This is a genomic window from Bradyrhizobium sp. (genome assembly GCF_035570375.1).
GTDB lineage: Bacteria > Pseudomonadota > Alphaproteobacteria > Rhizobiales > Xanthobacteraceae > Bradyrhizobium.
In genome coordinates this window covers 35,944-55,431 of sequence record NZ_DATMLW010000207.1, presented here as the reverse complement: position 1 = coordinate 55,431, position 19,488 = coordinate 35,944, and the positions used below count along the sequence as shown (strand labels likewise).

Below are 19,488 nucleotides of genomic sequence, written 5' to 3'. Positions count from 1 at the left end.
CGCCACAGGTTGGCATTGGGGCACATATGTCAGACCCTATGGCAGTCAGCCGACGCCTCGTGGCGGTCTTCGCAGCGGATGTCGAAGGCTACAGCCGCCTCATGGGCGCTGACGAGGTCGGCACGCTCGAAGGGCTTACCGAGCGACGTGCGATCCTCGACAGGATCATTGGGGAACACAGGGGCCGCATAGCAAACACGGCGGGCGATAGCGTGCTCGCCGAGTTCGGCAGTGCTGTGGATGCCGTTCGGTGCGCGGTGGAAGCGCAGACTGCGCTGGCCCAAGCGAACTCAAGTCGAGCACCCGAACGCCGCATTTGTTTCCGCATCGGGATCCACATCGGCGACGTAATGGTGCGCGCCGGGGACCTCTTCGGTGACGGTGTGAACATTGCCGCGCGGCTACAGTCCATTGCGAACCCCGGAGCCGTTTGTATTTCCGGTGCAACATACGATCAGGTGCGCAAGGTCCTGCCGGTGACCTTTGCGGAGCTTGGTGCCCTGCACATCAAGAACATTCATGAGCCGATCAGAGCGTATCACGTGTGCGCGCCGAATGAAGCGAGCGACGCTGCGCCCGCGCATGTCGCTGAGGCGGAGAACCTGCCTCCGATCCCTGACAAACCTTCCATTGCGGTACTTCCGTTTCAGAACATTAGCGGCGATCCCGAGCAGCAGTATTTCGCTGATGGTATGGCCGAAGACATCACTACAGCGCTGTCGCGGTTCAAGTCGCTGTTCGTAATCGCCCGGAACTCTGCGTTCAGCTACAAGGGTAAGGCGATTGACGTAAAACGCGTGGGTCGCGAACTGGGTGTTCGATATGTGCTGGAAGGCAGCGTGCGCAAGGCCGGAAGCAGATTGCGAATTGCGGCTCAGCTGATCGACGCTGCGAGTGGAGCCCACATATGGGCAGAGCGGTTTGACGGCGCGCTGGAGGATGTTTTTGAGTTCCAGGATGAGGTCACAGAGAAGGTAGTCGGGGCCATTGCTCCGAGGGTGGAACGGGCCGAGATAGTACGCGCTTGGCGTAGGCCTCCCAGCAACACCGATGCCTACGATTGCTACCTGAGAGGTCTGGCGTGCCTTTCCCCCATGACAGTGGAGGGTTTGGAGCAAGCGTTGCATCTGTTCACGAAGGCGAGCGCTCTCGATCCCGACTACGCATCCGCCTACGGGATGGCGATGCACTGTCATGCCCATCGCTTTGACTTACTTCTGGCAGAGGCAGACGACATTGCGCATAGGAGAAGCGAAATATCACGACTTTGGCCGATTGTCGCACGGGTAGGTCAGGATGACAGCGTGGCTTTGGGCGAGGCTGCGTGGGCGGTGGCCTATCTGCTCCAAGACCTCTCGTCAGCAAGGCAACTCATTGACCGGGCCCTCGAACTGAACCCCAATCTTGCCAGTGCGTGGGCAATTAGCGGCTGGCTCAACACCTGGCAGGGACATCCTGACTTGGCGATTGAGCACCTTGGCCGTGCCCAACGGCTCGACCCTGGATCGCTCAGACTTACAAGTTTTGCGGCGATGGCGCACGCCCGCTTTTTCCTGGGCGAATATGAGAAGGCGCTAGGTCTGGCAGAAGAGATGCTCCGGCACAGTCCGGACGCACATGTCTGCTTGCGCATCGGAGCCGCCAGTGCTGCGTTTGCCGGCCACATCGACACGGCACATGGATTGGCCGCCCGCTTGCAAGTCGTTGACCCGGCATTCGGCGTTTCCCGCCTCAGGGAATACCTCGGGCCCTATCAGAAGTCCGCGTTCGTGGAAAAGTACGCGGAAGGCCTGCGCCTCGCAGGACTGCCCCAATGAGCCCAGTGCTGCGTCTCTGTGGCGAACACGCGGGAGACGATGTGAGGCGGGCGGCATAGGGTAGCCCTGACTCACCAAGAATTCACATCACCGGTCCGCCCTGCGAACGCAGAGGGCCATAATCACCAACGCCGGTTGATTTCAAGGCCGTCTCTCTTCGCGCCAAAAGCAGGGCCGCGGCGTCTGGGTCCTGGATCATGATGCGATTAAGTGGAATCGCATCATGATCTCATCTCTTGGTTTGAGCATGATCTCCGCGCAAACGCGTTCCGCGTTTGTCGCGAGGGAAAACCGGTTTCCACTTTGCGCCAACGCGGCCCTTCGGGTCCGGATCATGCTCCAGCGTGCGCGGCGACGACATTGGTGTGCCGCTTGACAGTTGAAAAAACAGCAAGTCGCAAACTGATTTGCCCGTCGTGCCAATCTGCCGCAGCCGCTGGCGCTTGCCGCTTGACCCCGAAACACTTCACGATCTGCAACGTCCCGCCTCATCAACAAGGGGCGTTTCGCGATCGTCACGAACGTTGGGCGCGGGATGCGATGGACGTGAGCGCGCGGCTGACGAAAGCGCGCCTCACGGACGGCGAAGTCGTGTGGTCCTGACATCCCGACGCTGATGTCAAGCCTGTCGAGGCGATGATCTCTCAGGCGATGGTGGCAACAAAGCCCGGCTCACCAAGGAGAGCGCGAAATAAGCCGTTAAAACCATTCGCGCGGGGAATGCCGGACGAAAGCGGTGTGATCCGTGGTGACTTGCTCGTGTGCTTTTTTTCATTCGCACGCGAGGCTGCGGGGCGCGTCGATCGCCCGGCATTCCCTGCGCCCTTGATCCTTCGAGGGCAGGTTTCCTTAAAGCCAACTTGCGGCGCGCGCGCCGCGAGATCGCACCAGCGTGGCTGCGACGGGCTCGCTGTCATTCCGGGATGGTCTGAAAGACCAGACCCGGAATCTCGGAGTCCCAATGGAGAGCATCTTGCGCGTCAACTCCCCGGTAACGAGTTTTGTTTACGCTCCGCCAACCATAAGCCCTGCGTGTGGAGGGCTTGCGTTGATTGGGTGGCGTGCGATGTTGCGTTTGAAAGTTCTACTCTTTTCCGTTCCACTGATTGCCGGTGCGGTCATCGCCGCTGGCTACCTGTTCCCGGCCTCACATCCCTGCATCGCGGTCGACGACGCTTCGGTCGAAATCTCCGACCTGCCCTGGCATGCCGACCTCCATGTCGCCTTCACCGACGATCCCGCATCGGCAACCGTGCGGGTCGGACTCTCGGAAAACCCGGAGACTGCCGACTTTGCCGTTGTGGACGATGCGGAGGACGCAGATCAGAGCGCCTGCGCGGCCAACCCGGCCACCCGGCTCGTGACGGTGTCGGTCTATCCCGCGAAAGACGAACCCGTGATCTATCTCTCGCATGACGGCCCGGCCGATTTCCGGATCTATGTCCGCTCGAAAAGCTTCTCTGAGCGCGACGCGGCAGCGCTCGTCGTCGGTGCCGGAAGCGGCCAACATGGTGGACACGCCTCGCTCAGTGGTCTGATTCTAACATTCGCAACCCGTTTCGGGAGGCACCTTTGCGAATGTTAGAATCAAAGGACCACTAGCAAATATAGTTCTCTAGTGGAGTTTTGGTTTTGACATTCGCGTTTCACGAGTTTGCGGCTGGGCTGGTAGCGAATGTCAAATCCACTCCACTAGCGCATGATCCGGACCCGAAGGGCCGCGTTAGCGCAAAGTGTGCAGCGGTTTTCCGAAGCGACAAACGCGAAACGCGTTTGCGCGGAGATCATGCGCAAACAAGAAACTAAAGCGCGTTGGCGTCGACATAAGTCATCGCGTTTTAGCGGCTTAACACTTCGTCAACCCTGTTCTCAAGCCGACGTCGAAAACCATGCGCCCTAAAACCCTTTGCAAGGTCGCTGCCACATCTTCGGTGTCAATCAAAACGACAATTGCGACGTGAAAGTCAGGGTAATCGGGCGATGGGGCGGATTCGTTGGATCAAGTTGCGCATACGCCGCTTCGCACGGCGCCACCCCTGGATCATCTTCTCCGTTCGATCGTTCATGGTATTTTCCGCCACCTTCGGCGGCGCGTATGGATTCATCGTCGGCAGCCGCGCGGAAAATTCCGGCTATGACCCGAATGCCTTTGCGATCGGGGCGAGCTTCTTGTTCGCGCTTGCCTGCCTCGGGCTTGCCATGCAGAGCATGCGCTTGCGATTCCTGCACAGGAAGCTTGGCAAGGTCGCGATCCATAACGAGGCGCTGGTCGATCGCAACTGGGAATTGAAGGAAGCCGAGGAACGCGCCCGCAGCCTGTTCGAATCGCAAGGCGATCTGATCGTGCTGCGCGACGCGGACGGCCGCATCACCTTCGCCAACGACGCTTTTTGCGAACTCGCCGGCAAACCGCGCGACGCGCTGATCGGCAGCCCCTTCCAGCTCACCATTCTCGAGCAGGGCGAGAGCGCGATCGAGCCGAACGGCACCAGAATTCATGATCAGAAGATCGCAACTTCGCTCGGACCGCGCTGGATCGCCTGGCGCGAAGGGCTGGTTCGCGTCGATGCAGGCGCACCTGCCGAGACACGATGCGTCGGACGCGACGTCACCGACCGCACCGAGACCGAGCGCGCGCTGGCCGAGGCGCGCGACCAGGCCGACGCCGCCAACCGCGCCAAATCGCGATTCCTGGCGATGGCGAGCCACGAGATCCGAACGCCGCTCAACGGCATCATCGGCATGAGCGGCCTCCTGCTCGACACCGCCTTGACGGGCGAGCAGATGACCTATGCGAAGGCCGTCAAGACTTCGGGCGACGCGCTGCTCGCGCTGATCGAGGAATTGCTGGATTACTCCAAGATCGAGGCCGGCAAGATCGATCTCGAACATCGGCCGTTCGCACTCCACGCCCTGATTGAGGACATCACCGAACTTCTGGCGCCGCGGGCACAGGCGCGAAAGCTCGAAATCGCCGCCTATATCGACGAGGACCTGCCGGCGCAGGTGATCGGAGACGCCGCGCGGCTGCGCCAGGTGCTGCTCAACCTTGCCGGCAACGCGATCAAATTCACCGAAAAAGGCGGCGTGGCGCTGATGGTCGAGCCCGGCATATGGCCCAACGAAATCAGCTTCTTCGTGCGCGATACCGGGATCGGCATCGCGCCGGAGGCGAAAGAGCGGATTTTCCGCGAATTCGAACAGGCCAACGACAGGATCGCCAGAAACTATGGCGGCACCGGACTCGGCCTGAGCATCTCCGAGCGCATCGTCAGGCGCATGGGCGGCCGCATCACCCTTGAAAGCGCCCCCGGCGCGGGCTCGATCTTCGAAGTGGCCCTTCCGCTTCCCTCCGCCGGCCGTGGCGGCGGACCGCAAGGCCTCGAAAGCCCGGATTTTGCCGGCAAATCGATCATGCTGGTGGCGCCGCAAACGATCGAGGCGTCGTTGATCGCGCGCCGGCTCGGACGCTGGGGCGCTCAGACCTGCGTGGTCTCGGACACGGCCGTTGCGCAAGCCCTGCTGCCGGAGCGGACATGGCAGGCGGTTCTGCTCGATCACGCCCTCGGCCCGGAGGAGGTCGAAGCACTGGCCGAGGCCGCAAAGCCCTATGCCAGGCAACGCATCGTCATGTTCACGCCGGCGAGCCGGCATGAACTCCGATCCGCCTCGACCGCCTCGTCCTTGACCGGCTATCTGGTCAAACCGCTGCGCGCGGCTTCGCTCGCGGCCCGCCTGCTCGCGGAAGAAACTCCCGCGCCGGAGATCGCAGCCGGCGCCATGGTCGAACTTTCCGACGGGACCGAGGTGAAAGTGGCTGCCGCCACGCGCGGCCTTTCGGTGCTGGTGGCCGAAGACAACGAGATCAATGCGCTGTTGATGCGATCGCTTCTGACTCGGCTCGGCCATCAAGCGGTCGTCACCACCAGCGGCGAAGAAGCGCTGGAATCCTGGCTATCGGCGAAATCCGCCGGCACGCCTTACGACCTCGTGCTGATGGACATCCAGATGCCGGGTCTCGATGGCATCGAGACCACCAGGCGCATCCGCGCCCGCGAGGCCGACAGCTCCAGCCGCCAGACGCCGATCCTCGCCCTGACCGCCAACACGCTGGTGGAAGATCGCTATGCCTGTTTCGAAGCGGGAATGGATGGTTTTCTGATCAAGCCGCTCGATCGCGAAAAGCTTGCCGACGCGCTCGCTGGCCTGGCTGCCGCAAAGCACGTCGCTGCGTGAGCGCAATCCACCCATTCCTCCGCGCCAGCTTGACGTCGTCGCTGATTCCCCTGAGCCTGATGCCAATCAAAAACGTCTCTCAGGGGCTGGAGAAGAACCGCATGCAGTTCTTCCATGAGCTCATGGGCTTTCTCGACGAGGAAAGACCGCGTGCCTTGAAATGAGTGCGGATTTTTGGCCCTGCTACAAACGCCGCAGCGCCACCATTTCCACCACATGGTCGGCGCCCTTTTTCAGGATCAAGGTTGCGCGCGGCCGCGTCGGCAGAATGTTGTCTTCGAGGTTGGCAAGGTTGGTACGCTCCCAGATCGCAGTTGCGGTCGCGATCGCTTCATCGTCGGAAAGCAGCGAATAGCGATGGAAATAGGATCGCGGATCGTGGAACGCCGTGTCGCGAAGTGTGAGAAAGCGCGTGATATACCAGTCGCGCAATACCGATTCCTCGGCGTCGATATAGACGGAGAAATCGAAGAAGTCGGAAACCACGGCTATCGCCTTGCCGTCGCGCGGAAGCCGGCCGGTTTGCAGGACATTGACGCCTTCGACGATCAGAATGTCGGGCCGGTCGATCTCGATCCACTCGTTCGGAATGATGTCGTAGGTCAAATGCGAATAGACTGGCGCGCGCACCGGCCGCCGCCCGGCCTTGATGTCGCTGAGGAATGCCAACAGCATCGGCAGATCATAGCTTTCGGGAAAGCCCTTCTTCTGCATCAGGCCTTGCCGCTCCAGCACCGCATTGGGAAACAGAAACCCGTCGGTCGTTATCAGATCGACCTTCGGCCGCGGCGACCAGCGCGCCAGGAGCGCCTGCAGCACGCGCGCGGTGGTGGACTTGCCCACCGCAACCGAGCCCGCCACACCGATGATGTAGGGCATCTTGCGATCGCGGATGCCGAGAAACTGGCGTTGTGCCTGATAGAGCCTGTGCGCCGCATCGACGTAGATCGACAACAGCCGCGACAGCGGCAGATAGATATCCTCGACCTCCTGGAGATCGAGCCGGTCATGCATGGAGCGCAGTCTTGCGAATTCGCCGGGCTCCAGCGTCATCGGCGTATCTTCGCGCAGACGCGCCCACTGCTCCCGGGAAAATATCCGGTACGGATTGTACACTTGCTCCGGTGCACGAACATCCATGACGCCGCCTCTCACCTGTTCGCGTCGGGCGCGGCCCGAACGCCGGTCAATCGCGCTTGCGCGCCGCCTTCTCTTCGAGTCCGGACATACCGGTCCGTTGCTCGAGCGCGGCTTCGACTTCCTCGAGCTTCACGCCGCGCGATTTCAAAAGCACCAGCAGATGAAACAACAGGTCTGCGCTTTCCGCGATCAAATGGTCGCGGTCCTTGCCGATGGCGGCGATCACGGTCTCCACCGCCTCCTCGCCGAGCTTTTTGGCGCAATGCTCCGACCCCCTGTCCAGGAGCTTGCGGGTGTAAGACGCCTCCCCGCCCGACTCGGCGCGGGCATCGACGATGCTGGCCAGATCATGAATCGTGAAACGCGACATCAACTCGGCTCGATCGAATCAACTCGATATGCATGGCTCGGCAAGGAAGGGCAGCCGTCAAGAAGACCTGTAGCACTTCCCTCACAAAGAGTCGTCAGGGATCGAGCCGCATCGGCAGCCCGGCACGCGCCATATGGTCCTTGGCCTCACGTATGGTAAATTCACCAAAATGAAAGATCGATGCCGCGAGCACGGCCGTGGCATGCCCTTCGCGGATGCCCTCCACCAGATGGTCGAGATTGCCGACCCCGCCGGAGGCTATGACCGGGACCGGGACGCTATCGGCGATCGAGCGGGTCAGCGGCAGGTCGAACCCCTGCCGGGTGCCGTCCCGATCCATCGAGGTCAGCAGGATTTCGCCGGCGCCGAGCGATACCACTTCCTGGGCATATTCGATGGCGTCGATCCCCGTGGGATTGCGCCCGCCATGGGTGAAGATTTCCCAGCGGTCGGAGCTCGTCCCGCGCTTCACCCGCTTGGCGTCGATCGCAACCACGATGCACTGGTCGCCGAACTTTTCCGCCGCTTCCTTGACGAATTCGCGGCGGTTCACCGCGGCAGAGTTGATCGACGCCTTGTCGGCGCCGGATCGCAGCAGCGTCTTGATGTCTTCGATCGTGCGCACGCCGCCGCCGACCGTCAGCGGCATGAAGCAGGCTTCAGCCGTGCGGCGCACCACATCCAGCATGATGCCGCGGTTTTCATGGGTCGCCGTGATGTCGAGGAAGCAGAGCTCGTCGGCGCCGGCGGCGTCGTAGGCGATCGCCGCTTCGACGGGATCGCCCGCGTCGCGCAGATCGACGAAATTGACGCCTTTGACCACCCGTCCGTCCTTGACGTCGAGACAAGGGATCACGCGCACCTTGAACATTCGAAGCTCCTAAATCTCCGTCTCGCGATTGATCCTTGCGAAAGACCCGTGCCCGCTTTTCCGGATCATGCGCTACGCGGCAGCGCGCGCGCTTCGGATCAACGCCAGCGCGGCTTGAGGGTCGAGGCGGCCATCATAGAGCGCGCGACCGACGATCGCGCCGGCGAGTTTCCTGGCGTGGGGCGCAAGCAGCGCGGTGACGTCGTCGAGCGAAGCAAGGCCGCCCGAGGCGATGACGGGAATCGAGATGCGTTCGGCGAGCGCAATGGTGGCATCGAGGTTGAGGCCCTTCAAAAGCCCGTCGCGCGAAATGTCGGTAAAGATGATGGCCGCGACGCCTGCATCCTCGAACCGTCTCGCAATATCGAGCGCGGTCACTTCCGAGGTTTCGGCCCAGCCCTGGACCGCGACCTTGCCGTCGCGCGCATCCAGCCCGACCGCGACTCGTCCCGGGAATGTTTTCGCTGCGGCCTTGACCAGTTGCGGATCGCGCACCGCCGCGGTGCCGATGATGACCCGCGCGATGCCTTTTGTAAGCCAGGCTTCAACCGTCTTCAGATCGCGGATACCGCCGCCGAGCTGCACCGGCATGCTGACTGCCGCCAGCATCGCCTCGACCGCGTGGGCGTTCATCGGCTTGCCGGCGAACGCGCCGTCGAGATCGACCACATGCAGATATTCGAACCCTTGCGCGGCGAAGCTCGCGGCCTGCGCGGCGGGATCGAGGTTGAAGACGGTGGCGCGCGCCATGTCGCCCTGCTCCAGGCGCACGCAGTGGCCCTCCTTCAAATCGATGGCGGGAAAAAGGATCACGGCTTCCACTTCAAGAAGTTCGAGATCAGAGCCAGGCCAAAACGCTGGCTCTTTTCCGGGTGAAATTGCGTGCCGAACGTGGTGTCCCGGGCGACGATGGCCGTCACCGGTCCGCCGTAATCGGCGCGCGCCAGCACGTCCGACTGGTTGGTCGCGTTGAGATGGTAGGAATGGACGAAATAGGCATGCCTGCCCTTCGGGCCGAGGGGCAAGCGCTCGAGCACCGGGTGTTCGGCGACCAGATCGAGCGTGTTCCAGCCCATATGCGGAATTTTCAGCTCCGCATCGCGCGGCGAAATCTTTTCGACATCGCCGGCGATCCAGTCAAATCCGTCGGTGGTCACATACTCTTTGCCGCGGGTTGCCATCAGCTGCATGCCGACACAGATGCCGAAAAACGGCCGCGCCTTGTGCCGCACCGCCTCCGTCATCGCTTCGATCATGCCGTCGAGTGCGTCCAGGCCGCGGCGGCAATCGGCGAACGCGCCGACGCCGGGAAGCACGACGCGGTCGGCACGAAAGACCGCGTCTGGATCGCGGGTCACGACGATCCTTTCCGGAGCATCCAGGCTCCGGCTTGCGCGCTCGAACGCCTTGGCGGCGGAGTGCAGATTGCCAGAACCGTAATCGATGATCGCAACACTCAACGCGATGCTCCCGGCTCCGGAAACAGACCGATGATCTCGTCGCGAGAAGGCGGCAACGGTCGCGAAAATGCCTGGCCAGGAACGTCCCGGGTCGGCGGTGGCGCGCCGCGATCGACCGATGATTGATCGTTGCCCGGCGCGCGTCGCTTGGCGGTCCAGCGGTCGAAGAAGCGCCGCTCTGCCGCCTCCTCGTCGTCGGCGACCACGATATCGAGCTGACGCCAGTTGCGCCGCGACAAGTTCCAGCGCTTCAGGGTCGAAGCCTCGAAGCCCAACAGCAGCGCAAGCAGGCCATCGACGAGAAAGACCGCCGCCGGGCCAAGGCCGAAGCGAATCATCGCGACATCCACGACAATCATCAGAACGATCCAGCCAATCAACGCCAGCCACAGACGGTTCCAGGCAAGCCACACCACGCCAAACAGCGCAGCCCAGACGTGAAAACCGTCGCGAACGAAGGTGAAGCGATCCGTGGTCCGGAGATCCCAGTTGCTGGTCGCCGGAGCGTGCACTGTGTAAACCGGCATCATCACTCTCCGCTGAGAAGGAAAGTCAGCCGCCGAGCTGACCCTTGGTCGATGGCACTTCGCCCGCGGAGCGCGGGTCGATGGCGACCGCCGCCCGCAACGCCCTCGCCAGACCCTTGAAACAGGATTCGGCGATATGATGGCTGTTCTCGCCATATAGGGTCTCGACGTGCAAAGTCACGCCGGCATTGACGGCGAAAGCGTTGAACCATTCCCGCACCAGTTCAGTATCGAATTGGCCGACCTTGTCGCGTGGAAATTCAACCTTGAAGACCAGCACCGGCCGGCCGGAAATATCGATCACCACACGCGACAGGGTTTCATCCATCGGCATCAGCACGCTGGCGTAGCGGGTAATTCCGGCCATGGTGCCAAGCGCCTGCTTCACGGCCTGCCCCAGCGCAATGCCGACGTCCTCTGTGGTGTGGTGGTGGTCGACGTGAAGATCGCCGACCGCCTTCACCGAGATGTCGATCCCCGAATGCCGCGCCAAAAGCTCGAGCATATGGTCGAAGAAACCGATCCCGGTCGCGACACTGGACACGCCGGTTCCATCGAGGTTGACCCCAACCTCGATGTTCGTTTCCTTGGTCTTGCGCTTGACGGTGGCGCTGCGCATGAAAAAGCTTCCCTTGACCCAAAACGCGGCCGTTTTATCAGGCTGGGCCAGCCTTCGCCACTGCGGGATAGTGCTTAAGGGGACGAACTTCCGCCTATGGTGACTGAAATCGAGCCGCTTTCCGGTCCAATGCATTTTCCTGGTACGAAGGATGGTCCGTTGGCTCAAAAAACGCTGTGTTGTAAGCCTGCGCGCCAGCCCCTAAATCTGGCCGAACACGAGGTACACCATGCAAGCATCACCCAACGGGACGCCACCGGTCTGGCACGGCACCACTATTTTGACAGTTCGCAAGGGCGGCAAGGTGGTGATCGGCGGCGACGGCCAGGTTTCGATCGGCCAGACCGTGATCAAATCCAACGCCAAAAAGGTCCGTAAACTCGGCAAGGGCGATGTCATCGGCGGCTTTGCCGGTGCGACCGCCGACGCGTTCACCCTTTTCGAGCGGCTGGAAAGCAAGCTTGAGCAATATCCCGGCCAATTGACCCGCGCCGCGGTCGAACTCGCCAAGGATTGGCGCACCGACCGCTACTTACGGCGGCTGGAGGCGATGATGATCGTCGCCGACAAGGATGTGTCGCTGGTCCTGACCGGCACGGGAGATGTGCTCGAACCGGAAGCGGGCGTGATGGCGATCGGATCCGGCGGCAACTATGCCTTGGCGGCCGCACGTGCCTTGGTCGATTCCGACAAGGATGCCGAGACCATCGTAAGACGGGCGCTGGATATCGCCGCCGATATCTGCGTCTACACCAATCGCAGTGTGACCATAGAGACGTTGGGCGGCTGAGCATGAGGACTTATGCGTTCCGCCCGATGTCGGCCAAAGACCTGCCGACCATCAAGCGCTGGCTCGGGACGCCTCATGTTACTCAATGGTGGCACGACCCTTCGGAGCAATTCGAGCTTGTCAGCGGCGACCTCGATCATCCTGACATGGCGCAGTTCATCGTCGCCGCGGATGAACGAGAATTCGCTTACCTGCAGTGCTACATCGTGAGCACCTGGAATAGCGGCTTGGGCCCACAACCGGAAGGCACGCGCGGACTTGATCAATTCATTGGCGAAGCCGACATGCTCGATTGCGGTCATGGCTCGGCGTTCATCCGGACTTTCACCGAGCTCTTGCTCGCCGCCGGCACGCCGCGCGTCGTCATCGATCCCGATCCAGCCAACGCGCGCGCCATCCGCGCCTACGAGAAGGCCGGTTTCTGCCGCGACAGGGTCGTCGAAACGCCGGATGGGCCGGCGCTGCTGATGGTTCGCGATTCATGACGATCGCCCGCAGCACGCCGGCGATGTCCGGTCTATCAGGCTGGCAATGGACGCTGATGGCAGCCGGGCTGATCGTTCTTCAGGCATCGATCCTGTTTTCGATGGGTCGCCTTCCGATCTGCGCTTGCGGCTATGTGAAGTTCTGGCACGGCGTGGTGCGGAGTTCGGAGAATTCGCAACACCTGACCGACTGGTATACGTTTTCGCATATCATCCACGGCTTCCTGTTTTATGCCGCGACCTGGTTTGCGCTTCCGCGGCTTGCATGGCCTGCCCGCCTGATCGTGGCGATGCTGATCGAAGGCGGTTGGGAGGTGGTTGAAAACTCCAACTGGGTGATCGAGCGCTATCGTTCCGCCACCGTCTCGCTCGATTATTTTGGCGACAGCATCGTCAACTCGGTCTCCGACACGCTGTCCATGGTCGCAGGTTTCCTGCTGGCGCGAAAACTGCCGATCGCGCTGACCGTGGCCCTTGGTCTCGCGTTCGAGATTGTGGTCGGGCTCCACATTCGCGACAATCTCACGCTGAACATTCTCATGCTGATTCACCCCTTTGAGGAAATCCGGCAATGGCAGGCCGGACCGCCGATCGTCTGACGCCCGCTTGTGCAGCAAGGCATTCCGACATAGCTAGGACCCATGACTGACTTCTCTCCCCGTGAAATCGTTTCCGAACTCGACCGCTTCATTGTCGGCCAGACCGATGCCAAGCGGGCCGTTTCCATCGCCTTGCGCAACCGCTGGCGGCGCCAGCAGCTGATCGGCAGCTTGCGCGAGGAAGTGCTGCCGAAGAATATTTTGATGATCGGACCGACCGGCGTCGGCAAGACCGAGATCGCGCGCCGGCTGGCCAGACTTGCCGGCGCGCCATTCATCAAGGTCGAAGCGACGAAATTCACCGAGGTCGGCTATGTCGGCCGCGATGTCGAGCAGATCGTGCGTGACCTCGTCGAAGTCGCGATCGCCCAAACCCGGGAGCGAAAGCGCAAGGACGTGCAGGCCCGCGCGCAATTGGCCGCCGAAGAACGCGTGCTCGATGCGCTGGTTGGCGCCAATTCCAGCGCCGCAACGCGCGATTCCTTCCGCAGGAAGCTGCGCGCCGGCGAACTCAACGACAAGGAGATCGAGATCGAGACGCAATCCTCGGGCGGACTGCCGATGTTCGAGATTCCAGGGATGCCCGGCGCGCAGATGGGCGCGATCTCGATTGGCGATATCTTCGGCAAACTGGGCGGCCGAACCAAGACTCGCCGGCTGAGCGTTGCCGGCTCGCATGAAATCTTGGTCAACGAGGAATCCGACAAGCTGCTCGACAGTGATCAACTGGTCCAGGAATCCATCACCGCGGTGGAGAACAACGGCATCGTGTTCCTCGACGAGATCGACAAGATTTGCGTCCGCGACGGCCGTATCGGCGGCGACGTCTCGCGCGAGGGCGTGCAACGCGATCTGTTGCCGCTGATCGAGGGGACCACGGTATCGACCAAGCATGGGGCGGTCAAAACCGACCACATCCTGTTCATAGCATCCGGCGCCTTCCATATCGCCAAGCCTTCGGACCTCTTGCCGGAACTGCAGGGACGCCTGCCGATCCGCGTCGAACTGGAGCCTCTGACCCGCGATGACCTGCGACGCATCCTGACCGAACCCGAGGCGTCGCTGATCAAGCAATATGTCGCGCTGATGCAGACCGAAGGCGTGACGCTGGAAATCACCGACGGCGCCATCGACGCGCTTGCCGACGTCGCGGTCGCCGTCAATTCGGCGGTAGAAAATATCGGCGCCAGGCGCCTGCAAACGGTGATGGAGCGTGTGCTCGACGAGATCTCGTTTACCGCTCCGGACCGGCATGGTGAGACGGTGAAGATCGACGCCGATTATGTCCAAAAGCACGTCGGCGATCTCGCCAGAAACGCCGACCTGAGCCGGTTTATCCTCTAGTCCAAGCGGACAGTTCAGGTTTCCAAATTCCCTTTCAGGTTCTCGATCGCCGGATGCGCACATAAAGCGCGCCCTCGCCCCCGTGACCGACATGGGCTGCTTCGAAGCCGACCACGAGGTTACGGAATTCCGGCTGACTGAGCCATTGCGGCACCTGGCGGCGCAGCACGCCACGCTCGGCTTCCGCGCCGCTAATCTTGCCCTTGCCGGTGATGATAAGCACGAAGGTCAGACCGTCCTGGTGTGCACGATGCAAAAAGCTCGAGAGTGCGCGGTGGGCGCGGGCCTGGGTCATTCCGTGCAAATCGAGGCGAGCTTCGATTTCTTTCTGGCCGCGTGAAAGTTGCGAGCGCTCGCGGCGCCCCAACGACGCCAGCGGCGGCATTGCGGGCTTCGCGATTTTCGGCGGGCTCCCGCGCGGCGTCGATGGCGGCAAGACTGCCGGCTTTGCAGCGAGATGAGCCTTCGTGTCGGACGAGCCGGCGTCCGGCTTTGCCGCGCGATGCTTTTTCCGTAGCGGTTTTGTCTGCTTCGCAACGCTCTCCCAGAGTGCGCGTTCTTCCTCGCTCAAGATGCGCTTGCGGCGCAGCGCCGACAATTCCCAGAGCGGAATCGAGGGTGGCCGCTTCATTGGCCGTTCCGATCATGGCGGAGGTGGCGGCGATTCGGATCGCTGCCTGGCTTGATCGCGGGGCGAGGTTCTGGAAGCGGCACCCTGCCCGTCACCGTCGACCCGGCCGCAACGCTGGAAGAGCTTGCGCCACTCTTCTGGTTTTTGGCTTGATCCTTCAAGGCATCGACGGGTGGAAACAGTTTTGCGATTTTCTCTGACGGCCGCGGGTCCGGGAGGGGCATTTTTCGGCCGCGTGCGACCGGATCGAGACCTTTCGGCACGAGCATGACAAATCGCATGTTGTGGCGAAAGCGGCCGGCGATGCGACCGGCCTCAGCACCGGCGCCGTAATAGATATCGGCGCGCGCGGGTCCCGTGATCGCCGAGCCGGTATCCTGCGCCACCATCAGGCGGTGAAACGGCGTCTTCGATAGCTCTGACTGGATCGGCAGCTCGCCTTCGATGAAGAAAGGCGTACCGTAAACGTGCAGCGACTTGTCGACTGCAATCGAGCGGCCCGGCGTCAGCGGCACGCCCTGCGCGCCGACTGCTTCGTCCTTGTCGGAAAGTGGCACCTCGTGAAAGAAAACGTAAGCGCGGTTCTGCCGTCGCAATTCGTTAGCGCCATCCGGGTTCTGGTCCATCCATTCCCTGATCTTCTGCATCGACATCTGCTCTTTCGGGATGATGCCGCGATCGATCAGGATGCGGCCGACCGCCGTATACGGATAGCCGTTGTGCGAATCGTAGTTGATGCGGATGGTCGTGCCGTCTTCGAGTCGGATCCGCGCCGAGCCCTGAATTTGCGCGAAAAGAAGGTCGGTCTGATCCTTGAGCCAACAGATTTCGAGGCCTCGGCCGGCAATCGCGCCGTCCTCGATCTCGGCCCGATCGTAATACGGCACGAGCTTGCGACGGCCGATCTTGCGAAATACCTGGCCCTTGTTGGGCAAACTCGGCGCCTCTTGCCTGAAGCCACGGACGAACAAGTTCGATGGACGCCGATACACCGGCACGTTGTAGACGTCGGTCGGGGTCCGCGACCCGTCGAGGACCGGTTCGTAATAGCCAGTGACGAAGCCCGCATCCTCCCCGAGCCGCGAAATCCGCAACGGAAGAAAATGCTCTTCGAAAAAAGTGCGGGCCCTGGCGCCGTCGGTAATTTCAAGCGCCCTCGCGGCGCGGCAGGGTTCAGTCAGCGAAGATCCAAGCGCCTTGGGTTCGGCGAGCGCTTTTTGCTGCCCCCCAATCGAGACGCAGCTCGCGCGAAACGCCTTGAACGCCTGCAGATGATCGTCCGATCGCCAGCCGCCGATGTCGCTCCACGCGGCCGGCGCATACTGGCTGCCACTGATCTCGAGCGGCCACTCAAGTCGCGTATAGGGAATCGAACGAATTTTGGGAGGAAGCGACCTCGCCCGGTGTGGGGAAGGCGGCGTCTGGGCGTTGCGGGCTGCAATCGCGGTCAAGGGCGCCGGCGCAACGGCGATCACGTACAGCGCGACCAGTCCCCACCGACGCGCGTTAGTGACCGCTTCCGGTGCCAACAAGCTTCCAGTTCGGATCGCGTGATGTCGTGTCTCGGGCGAAAGTCCAAACATCGGTGATATCGGCGACCTTGTCCGGATTGCCGTCGACAATGGTACCGGTCTTGTCGCGGGTAACCGAAATCATCTGCGACACAAAACGAACCGTGAGCTGTGCGGAGCGGTCGCGGGCTTCAGCGCCCACGATCTCGGCCTTGTCGATCGAAACAAAGCGCGTCTCGGTCTTTTGCTCCTGCTTCTCGCGATCCCTGATCGCGGCGTCGAAGCTTTCAGATACTTCCGAGGACAACAGATCCCTGAGCGCGCGGCGATCACCATTGGCAAAGGCCAGCACGATCATCTCGTAAGCGCTGCGCGCGCCGCTGAGGAAATGGCGCGGATCGAATGAGGAATCCCGGGCAGCAATCCCGTCAAGGCCCTGGGCCAACGCAGTGCCCGGCTCGGCGATGCCTTTCCAGCGATCGGTCGGCGGCGCGACTTCGGCCGGCGGCGCTACCGGCTTCTGATCGATCACCGCCCCCGGCATCGGAACGACATTGTTGTCCTGTGCCCCCTGCACGACATTGCGCGCAGCCCGGTCATAAGGCGGCCGTTCGTTTCCGGTGCGCTGTCCCAGGACGTTGCGCAGGCGCAGGAAGATGAAGACGGCCAGAGCCAGGAAGATGATGGTGTAAATATCCACGTCCAATTCGCTTTCTGATTCTAACGCCAACCACGGGTCCCGGCCGTAAATCACTCCCGTCGTGGGAAGGCGGAGATTACTTTATGGATGGGTCAGCATTATGTAGGCACGAATTCCGGCCCGGCCAATGGCGCGTCCCGACATGAAGCTCCGTGCCGATGGAAACAGGACCAGGCCAATGCCTCACCCATTGCCACAAGTGGAATTGTAGCGCGTTTTCAGCGCAAGGGGAAACCCCGAACCCTGCCGGAAATCGCGCATATTCAATAATTTAGAAAGGACGTTCCGATTTTTATCGGCCGGCGGCGCAACTTGCGGCCGCTTGCCGCAATCCCAACGGGAGCATGGAGCGACGATGGAGGGATCCTCGAGGGACCGCCACCCGCTGCGATGGCAGCGTTCCTTCTTGTGGAAGCAGGCGGGCCTATGATAGCCACTCGCCCCGATCGGCCATTTTCGCACCTCATCGGCGAATTCGGGCGCAAAATTGGTCCTCGCTCGCTCAAAACGTTCCAGGAGAGATTCCTATGACCAACGGCAACGGCACGCCTCCAGAGGCGGCCCCTCCTCCCCAGTTGAACGTGCTGGCGCAGTACACCAAGGACCTTTCGTTCGAAAACCCGAATGCGCCGTCGTCGCTGGCGCCACAGCAACAGCCACCGGCGATCAACATTCAGATCAATGTCAGCGGCAACAATATCGCCGAAAACGAGTTCGAAGTAACGCTTTCGGTCGAGGGCAAGGCCGAAGGCGGCGGAAAGCTGATGTTCAGCTTCGAACTCGCTTACGCCGGCGTGTTTCGGATCGTCAATGTGCCCAAGGAAAATCTGCATCCCTTGGTCATGATCGAATGTCCGCGCCTGTTGTTCCCGTTCGCCCGCGAGATCATCGCTACCGCAGTACGCGACGGCGGGTTCCCTCCGCTGATGCTCGATCCGGTCGATTTCGTCGGTCTTTACCGCCAGAATCTGGAACGGCAGGCCGCGCAAACCGCGGCGGCGCAAGTCAAGCCAAGCTAGGCGATGCGCCCAAAAAATCGTTCAGGAAGTCGTTCCAGATCGGCTTGTCGCCGAGCGTGAGGACGAACTCCCGATGCGCCGCACGATCAGCTTCGGTCACCCTGGCCGCAAGGGGCACCTCGCGTTGCCGCCTTGGCATGTCGCCATACGCGCCCGCGCGGGTATCGCGGGATTCCGCCGCAAGAATCAATTGCGACTGCCGCGCGCCGATCAGGTCGATGTACACCTCGGCCAGAAGCTCCGCATCGAGCAGTGCTCCGTGCCTGGTGCGACGTGAATTGTCGATCGCATAGCGCGAGCAGAGGTCGTCGAGACGATTCGAAACGCCCGGATGCTTGCGCCGCGCCAGCAACAGGGTGTCGACGAGCCGTTCGCGCGCGATGATCGGCCGCTGGATTCGTTCCAGTTCGGCGTTGATGAAGCTGATGTCGAACGATGCGTTGTGGATCACCAGCGGCGCCTCGCCGATGAATTCCAGAAACTCGTCGGCCACTTCGGCAAACAGCGGCTTGGTGTTGAGAAACTCGGTGGAAAGTCCGTGCACGGCAAACGCCTCCGCGGGCATGTCGCGTTGGGGATTGATATGCCGGTGGAAGGTCTGGCCGGTCGGCATGCGGTTGAAAATCTCGACACAGCCGATTTCGACCAGCCGATCGCCGCGCAGCGGATCGAGGCCGGTAGTTTCGGTATCGAGAACGATTTCGCGCATGAGAAGCCGCCGAGAGTGACGAATCAGGATCGTCGCGGCTGCATCTTAGCAGCCTTGGCCAGAATGTCCTGAATTCGCGCCCGGACAGGCTCAAGCCCGTGCGACGTATCCACGACGAAATGGGCGCGCTTTCGTTTTTCGGCGTCAGGCATTTGCCGCGCCAGAATGGCACCCAGCTTCTCGTCGGTCATGTTGGGACGCGCGAGAATCCGTTGGCGCTGGATTTCCGCCGTCGTCGTGACCACGACAACCGCGTCGACCCGCTTCTCACCCCCGGTCTCGAACAGGAGCGGCACATCGATCACCGCAACCGGCGCGCCCGATTGCCTGGCGGCGTTCAGGAATTTCTGTCGCGCGGCACCGACCATCGGATGAACGATTTGCTCCAACCGTTTCATCGCCGCAGGATCATGCACGACACGCGCCGAAAGCTTGTTACGGTCGACCTTGCCGTTCGCGGTGGTACCGGGAAAAGCGGCCTCGATGGCCGGCGCCGCTTCGCCTTCATAGAGCCTATGCACGGCTGCGTCCGCGTCATAGACCGGGACACCTGCTTCCGCGAACAGCTTCGCGGTGGTCGATTTCCCCATCCCGATCGAACCGGTCAGACCAAGGACTATCATGTCAATGATCACTCCTCGATGCCATCCGGCATCCGCC

The 19,488-nt window shown here is 61.8% G+C and carries 20 protein-coding genes; 8 read left to right on the top strand and 12 right to left on the bottom strand.

Features of this window, described 5'->3' with window-relative positions; translation table 11 throughout:
• The 3 genes from VNX23_RS22875 to VNX23_RS22865 form a co-directional block, all read left to right on the top strand.
• A partial coding sequence (locus VNX23_RS22875) for an adenylate/guanylate cyclase domain-containing protein (protein ID WP_325633847.1) occupies positions 1–1,817 on the top strand: 1,817 nt, incomplete at its 5' end.
• Positions 1,818–2,883: 1,066 nt separating this feature from the next.
• Positions 2,884–3,402 (top strand): hypothetical protein, encoded by a 519-nt coding sequence (locus VNX23_RS22870; protein ID WP_325633846.1) that lies wholly within the window; start codon positions 2,884–2,886, stop codon positions 3,400–3,402.
• Positions 3,403–3,797: 395 nt separating this feature from the next.
• Complete coding sequence (locus VNX23_RS22865; RefSeq protein WP_325633845.1) at positions 3,798–6,053, top strand: PAS domain-containing hybrid sensor histidine kinase/response regulator; 2,256 nt, start codon at positions 3,798–3,800, stop codon at positions 6,051–6,053.
• A gap of 183 nt (positions 6,054–6,236) precedes the next feature.
• Here the strand turns inward: VNX23_RS22865 and coaA are convergent, their stop codons facing one another.
• The 7 genes from coaA to hisB all read right to left on the bottom strand — a co-directional run bounded on the left by coaA (position 6,237) and on the right by hisB (position 11,040).
• Positions 6,237–7,193, bottom strand: a complete 957-nt coding sequence (gene coaA / locus VNX23_RS22860; RefSeq protein ID WP_325633844.1) for a type I pantothenate kinase — start codon at positions 7,191–7,193, stop codon at positions 6,237–6,239.
• 46 nt (positions 7,194–7,239) lie between these two features.
• Entirely contained in the window at positions 7,240–7,563 is a 324-nt protein-coding gene (locus tag VNX23_RS22855; protein WP_325633843.1) for a phosphoribosyl-ATP diphosphatase, read from the bottom strand.
• Between the two features lie 94 nt (positions 7,564–7,657).
• Entirely contained in the window at positions 7,658–8,434 is a 777-nt protein-coding gene (gene hisF, locus VNX23_RS22850; RefSeq protein WP_325633842.1) for an imidazole glycerol phosphate synthase subunit HisF, read from the bottom strand.
• A 72-nt stretch (positions 8,435–8,506) separates the two neighbouring features.
• On the bottom strand, positions 8,507–9,247 hold the full coding sequence (gene hisA / locus VNX23_RS22845; RefSeq protein ID WP_325633841.1) for a 1-(5-phosphoribosyl)-5-[(5-phosphoribosylamino)methylideneamino]imidazole-4-carboxamide isomerase: 741 nt from the start codon (positions 9,245–9,247) through the stop codon (positions 8,507–8,509).
• Positions 9,244–9,894, bottom strand: coding sequence for an imidazole glycerol phosphate synthase subunit HisH (gene hisH / locus VNX23_RS22840; RefSeq protein WP_325633840.1), 651 nt, complete (start codon positions 9,892–9,894; stop codon positions 9,244–9,246). The genes hisA and hisH overlap by 4 nt, the downstream gene beginning before the upstream one ends.
• On the bottom strand, positions 9,891–10,421 hold the full coding sequence (locus VNX23_RS22835) for a DUF2628 domain-containing protein (RefSeq protein ID WP_325633839.1): 531 nt from the start codon (positions 10,419–10,421) through the stop codon (positions 9,891–9,893). The genes hisH and VNX23_RS22835 overlap by 4 nt, the downstream gene beginning before the upstream one ends.
• 25 nt (positions 10,422–10,446) lie before the next feature.
• Complete coding sequence (hisB, locus tag VNX23_RS22830; RefSeq protein ID WP_325633838.1) at positions 10,447–11,040, bottom strand: imidazoleglycerol-phosphate dehydratase HisB; 594 nt, start codon at positions 11,038–11,040, stop codon at positions 10,447–10,449.
• Between the two features lie 229 nt (positions 11,041–11,269).
• On the opposite strand from hisB, the gene hslV reads away from it, so the two are divergent.
• The 4 genes from hslV to hslU are packed head-to-tail and all read left to right on the top strand — an operon-like array spanning position 11,270 to position 14,258.
• Entirely contained in the window at positions 11,270–11,830 is a 561-nt protein-coding gene (hslV, locus tag VNX23_RS22825) for an ATP-dependent protease subunit HslV (protein ID WP_325633837.1), read from the top strand.
• A gap of 2 nt (positions 11,831–11,832) precedes the next feature.
• The gene (locus VNX23_RS22820) at positions 11,833–12,315 is read left to right on the top strand and encodes a GNAT family N-acetyltransferase (protein ID WP_325633836.1); all 483 of its coding nucleotides are present in this window, start codon (positions 11,833–11,835) and stop codon (positions 12,313–12,315) included.
• Complete coding sequence (locus VNX23_RS22815) at positions 12,312–12,914, top strand: DUF2585 domain-containing protein (protein WP_325633835.1); 603 nt, start codon at positions 12,312–12,314, stop codon at positions 12,912–12,914. The genes VNX23_RS22820 and VNX23_RS22815 overlap by 4 nt, the downstream gene beginning before the upstream one ends.
• Before the next feature lie 42 nt (positions 12,915–12,956).
• Positions 12,957–14,258, top strand: a complete 1,302-nt coding sequence (hslU, locus tag VNX23_RS22810; protein WP_325633834.1) for an ATP-dependent protease ATPase subunit HslU — start codon at positions 12,957–12,959, stop codon at positions 14,256–14,258.
• A 34-nt stretch (positions 14,259–14,292) separates the two neighbouring features.
• Here hslU and VNX23_RS22805 read toward each other — a convergent pair whose 3' ends face one another.
• From VNX23_RS22805 to VNX23_RS22795, 3 genes are read right to left on the bottom strand one after another with little or no spacing between them, the layout of a single operon-like run.
• Complete coding sequence (locus VNX23_RS22805; protein WP_325633833.1) at positions 14,293–14,889, bottom strand: Smr/MutS family protein; 597 nt, start codon at positions 14,887–14,889, stop codon at positions 14,293–14,295.
• The gene (locus VNX23_RS22800; protein WP_414643058.1) at positions 14,886–16,418 is read right to left on the bottom strand and encodes a murein transglycosylase A; all 1,533 of its coding nucleotides are present in this window, start codon (positions 16,416–16,418) and stop codon (positions 14,886–14,888) included. The genes VNX23_RS22805 and VNX23_RS22800 overlap by 4 nt, the downstream gene beginning before the upstream one ends.
• On the bottom strand, positions 16,396–17,100 hold the full coding sequence (locus tag VNX23_RS22795; RefSeq protein ID WP_325633831.1) for a Tim44/TimA family putative adaptor protein: 705 nt from the start codon (positions 17,098–17,100) through the stop codon (positions 16,396–16,398). Before VNX23_RS22795 ends, VNX23_RS22800 begins: the two co-directional genes overlap by 23 nt.
• A gap of 527 nt (positions 17,101–17,627) precedes the next feature.
• On the opposite strand from VNX23_RS22795, the gene secB reads away from it, so the two are divergent.
• On the top strand, positions 17,628–18,119 hold the full coding sequence (secB, locus tag VNX23_RS22790) for a protein-export chaperone SecB (protein ID WP_325633829.1): 492 nt from the start codon (positions 17,628–17,630) through the stop codon (positions 18,117–18,119).
• Here secB and dnaQ read toward each other — a convergent pair.
• Positions 18,106–18,828, bottom strand: a complete 723-nt coding sequence (gene dnaQ, locus VNX23_RS22785) for a DNA polymerase III subunit epsilon (RefSeq protein WP_325633827.1) — start codon at positions 18,826–18,828, stop codon at positions 18,106–18,108. The genes secB and dnaQ overlap by 14 nt on opposite strands.
• Before the next feature lie 23 nt (positions 18,829–18,851).
• The gene (coaE, locus tag VNX23_RS22780; RefSeq protein ID WP_325633825.1) at positions 18,852–19,451 is read right to left on the bottom strand and encodes a dephospho-CoA kinase; all 600 of its coding nucleotides are present in this window, start codon (positions 19,449–19,451) and stop codon (positions 18,852–18,854) included.
• Positions 19,452–19,488 lie beyond the last annotated feature (37 nt).

Excerpts from the sequence above, each read along its gene's own strand:
- VNX23_RS22870 (WP_325633846.1), top strand. The coding sequence starts at position 2,884 with ATGTTGCGTTTGAAAGTTCTACTCTTTTCCGTTCCACTGATTGCCGGT.
- VNX23_RS22865 (WP_325633845.1), top strand. The coding sequence starts at position 3,798 with ATGGGGCGGATTCGTTGGATCAAGTTGCGCATACGCCGCTTCGCACGG.
- coaA (WP_325633844.1), bottom strand. The coding sequence starts at position 7,193 with ATGGATGTTCGTGCACCGGAGCAAGTGTACAATCCGTACCGGATATTT.
- VNX23_RS22855 (WP_325633843.1), bottom strand. The coding sequence starts at position 7,563 with ATGTCGCGTTTCACGATTCATGATCTGGCCAGCATCGTCGATGCCCGC.
- hisF (WP_325633842.1), bottom strand. The coding sequence starts at position 8,434 with ATGTTCAAGGTGCGCGTGATCCCTTGTCTCGACGTCAAGGACGGACGG.
- VNX23_RS22835 (WP_325633839.1), bottom strand. The coding sequence starts at position 10,421 with ATGCCGGTTTACACAGTGCACGCTCCGGCGACCAGCAACTGGGATCTC.
- hisB (WP_325633838.1), bottom strand. The coding sequence starts at position 11,040 with ATGCGCAGCGCCACCGTCAAGCGCAAGACCAAGGAAACGAACATCGAG.
- hslV (WP_325633837.1), top strand. The coding sequence starts at position 11,270 with ATGCAAGCATCACCCAACGGGACGCCACCGGTCTGGCACGGCACCACT.
- VNX23_RS22820 (WP_325633836.1), top strand. The coding sequence starts at position 11,833 with ATGAGGACTTATGCGTTCCGCCCGATGTCGGCCAAAGACCTGCCGACC.
- VNX23_RS22815 (WP_325633835.1), top strand. The coding sequence starts at position 12,312 with ATGACGATCGCCCGCAGCACGCCGGCGATGTCCGGTCTATCAGGCTGG.
- hslU (WP_325633834.1), top strand. The coding sequence starts at position 12,957 with ATGACTGACTTCTCTCCCCGTGAAATCGTTTCCGAACTCGACCGCTTC.
- VNX23_RS22805 (WP_325633833.1), bottom strand. The coding sequence starts at position 14,889 with ATGAAGCGGCCACCCTCGATTCCGCTCTGGGAATTGTCGGCGCTGCGC.
- secB (WP_325633829.1), top strand. The coding sequence starts at position 17,628 with ATGACCAACGGCAACGGCACGCCTCCAGAGGCGGCCCCTCCTCCCCAG.
- dnaQ (WP_325633827.1), bottom strand. The coding sequence starts at position 18,828 with ATGCGCGAAATCGTTCTCGATACCGAAACTACCGGCCTCGATCCGCTG.
- coaE (WP_325633825.1), bottom strand. The coding sequence starts at position 19,451 with ATGATAGTCCTTGGTCTGACCGGTTCGATCGGGATGGGGAAATCGACC.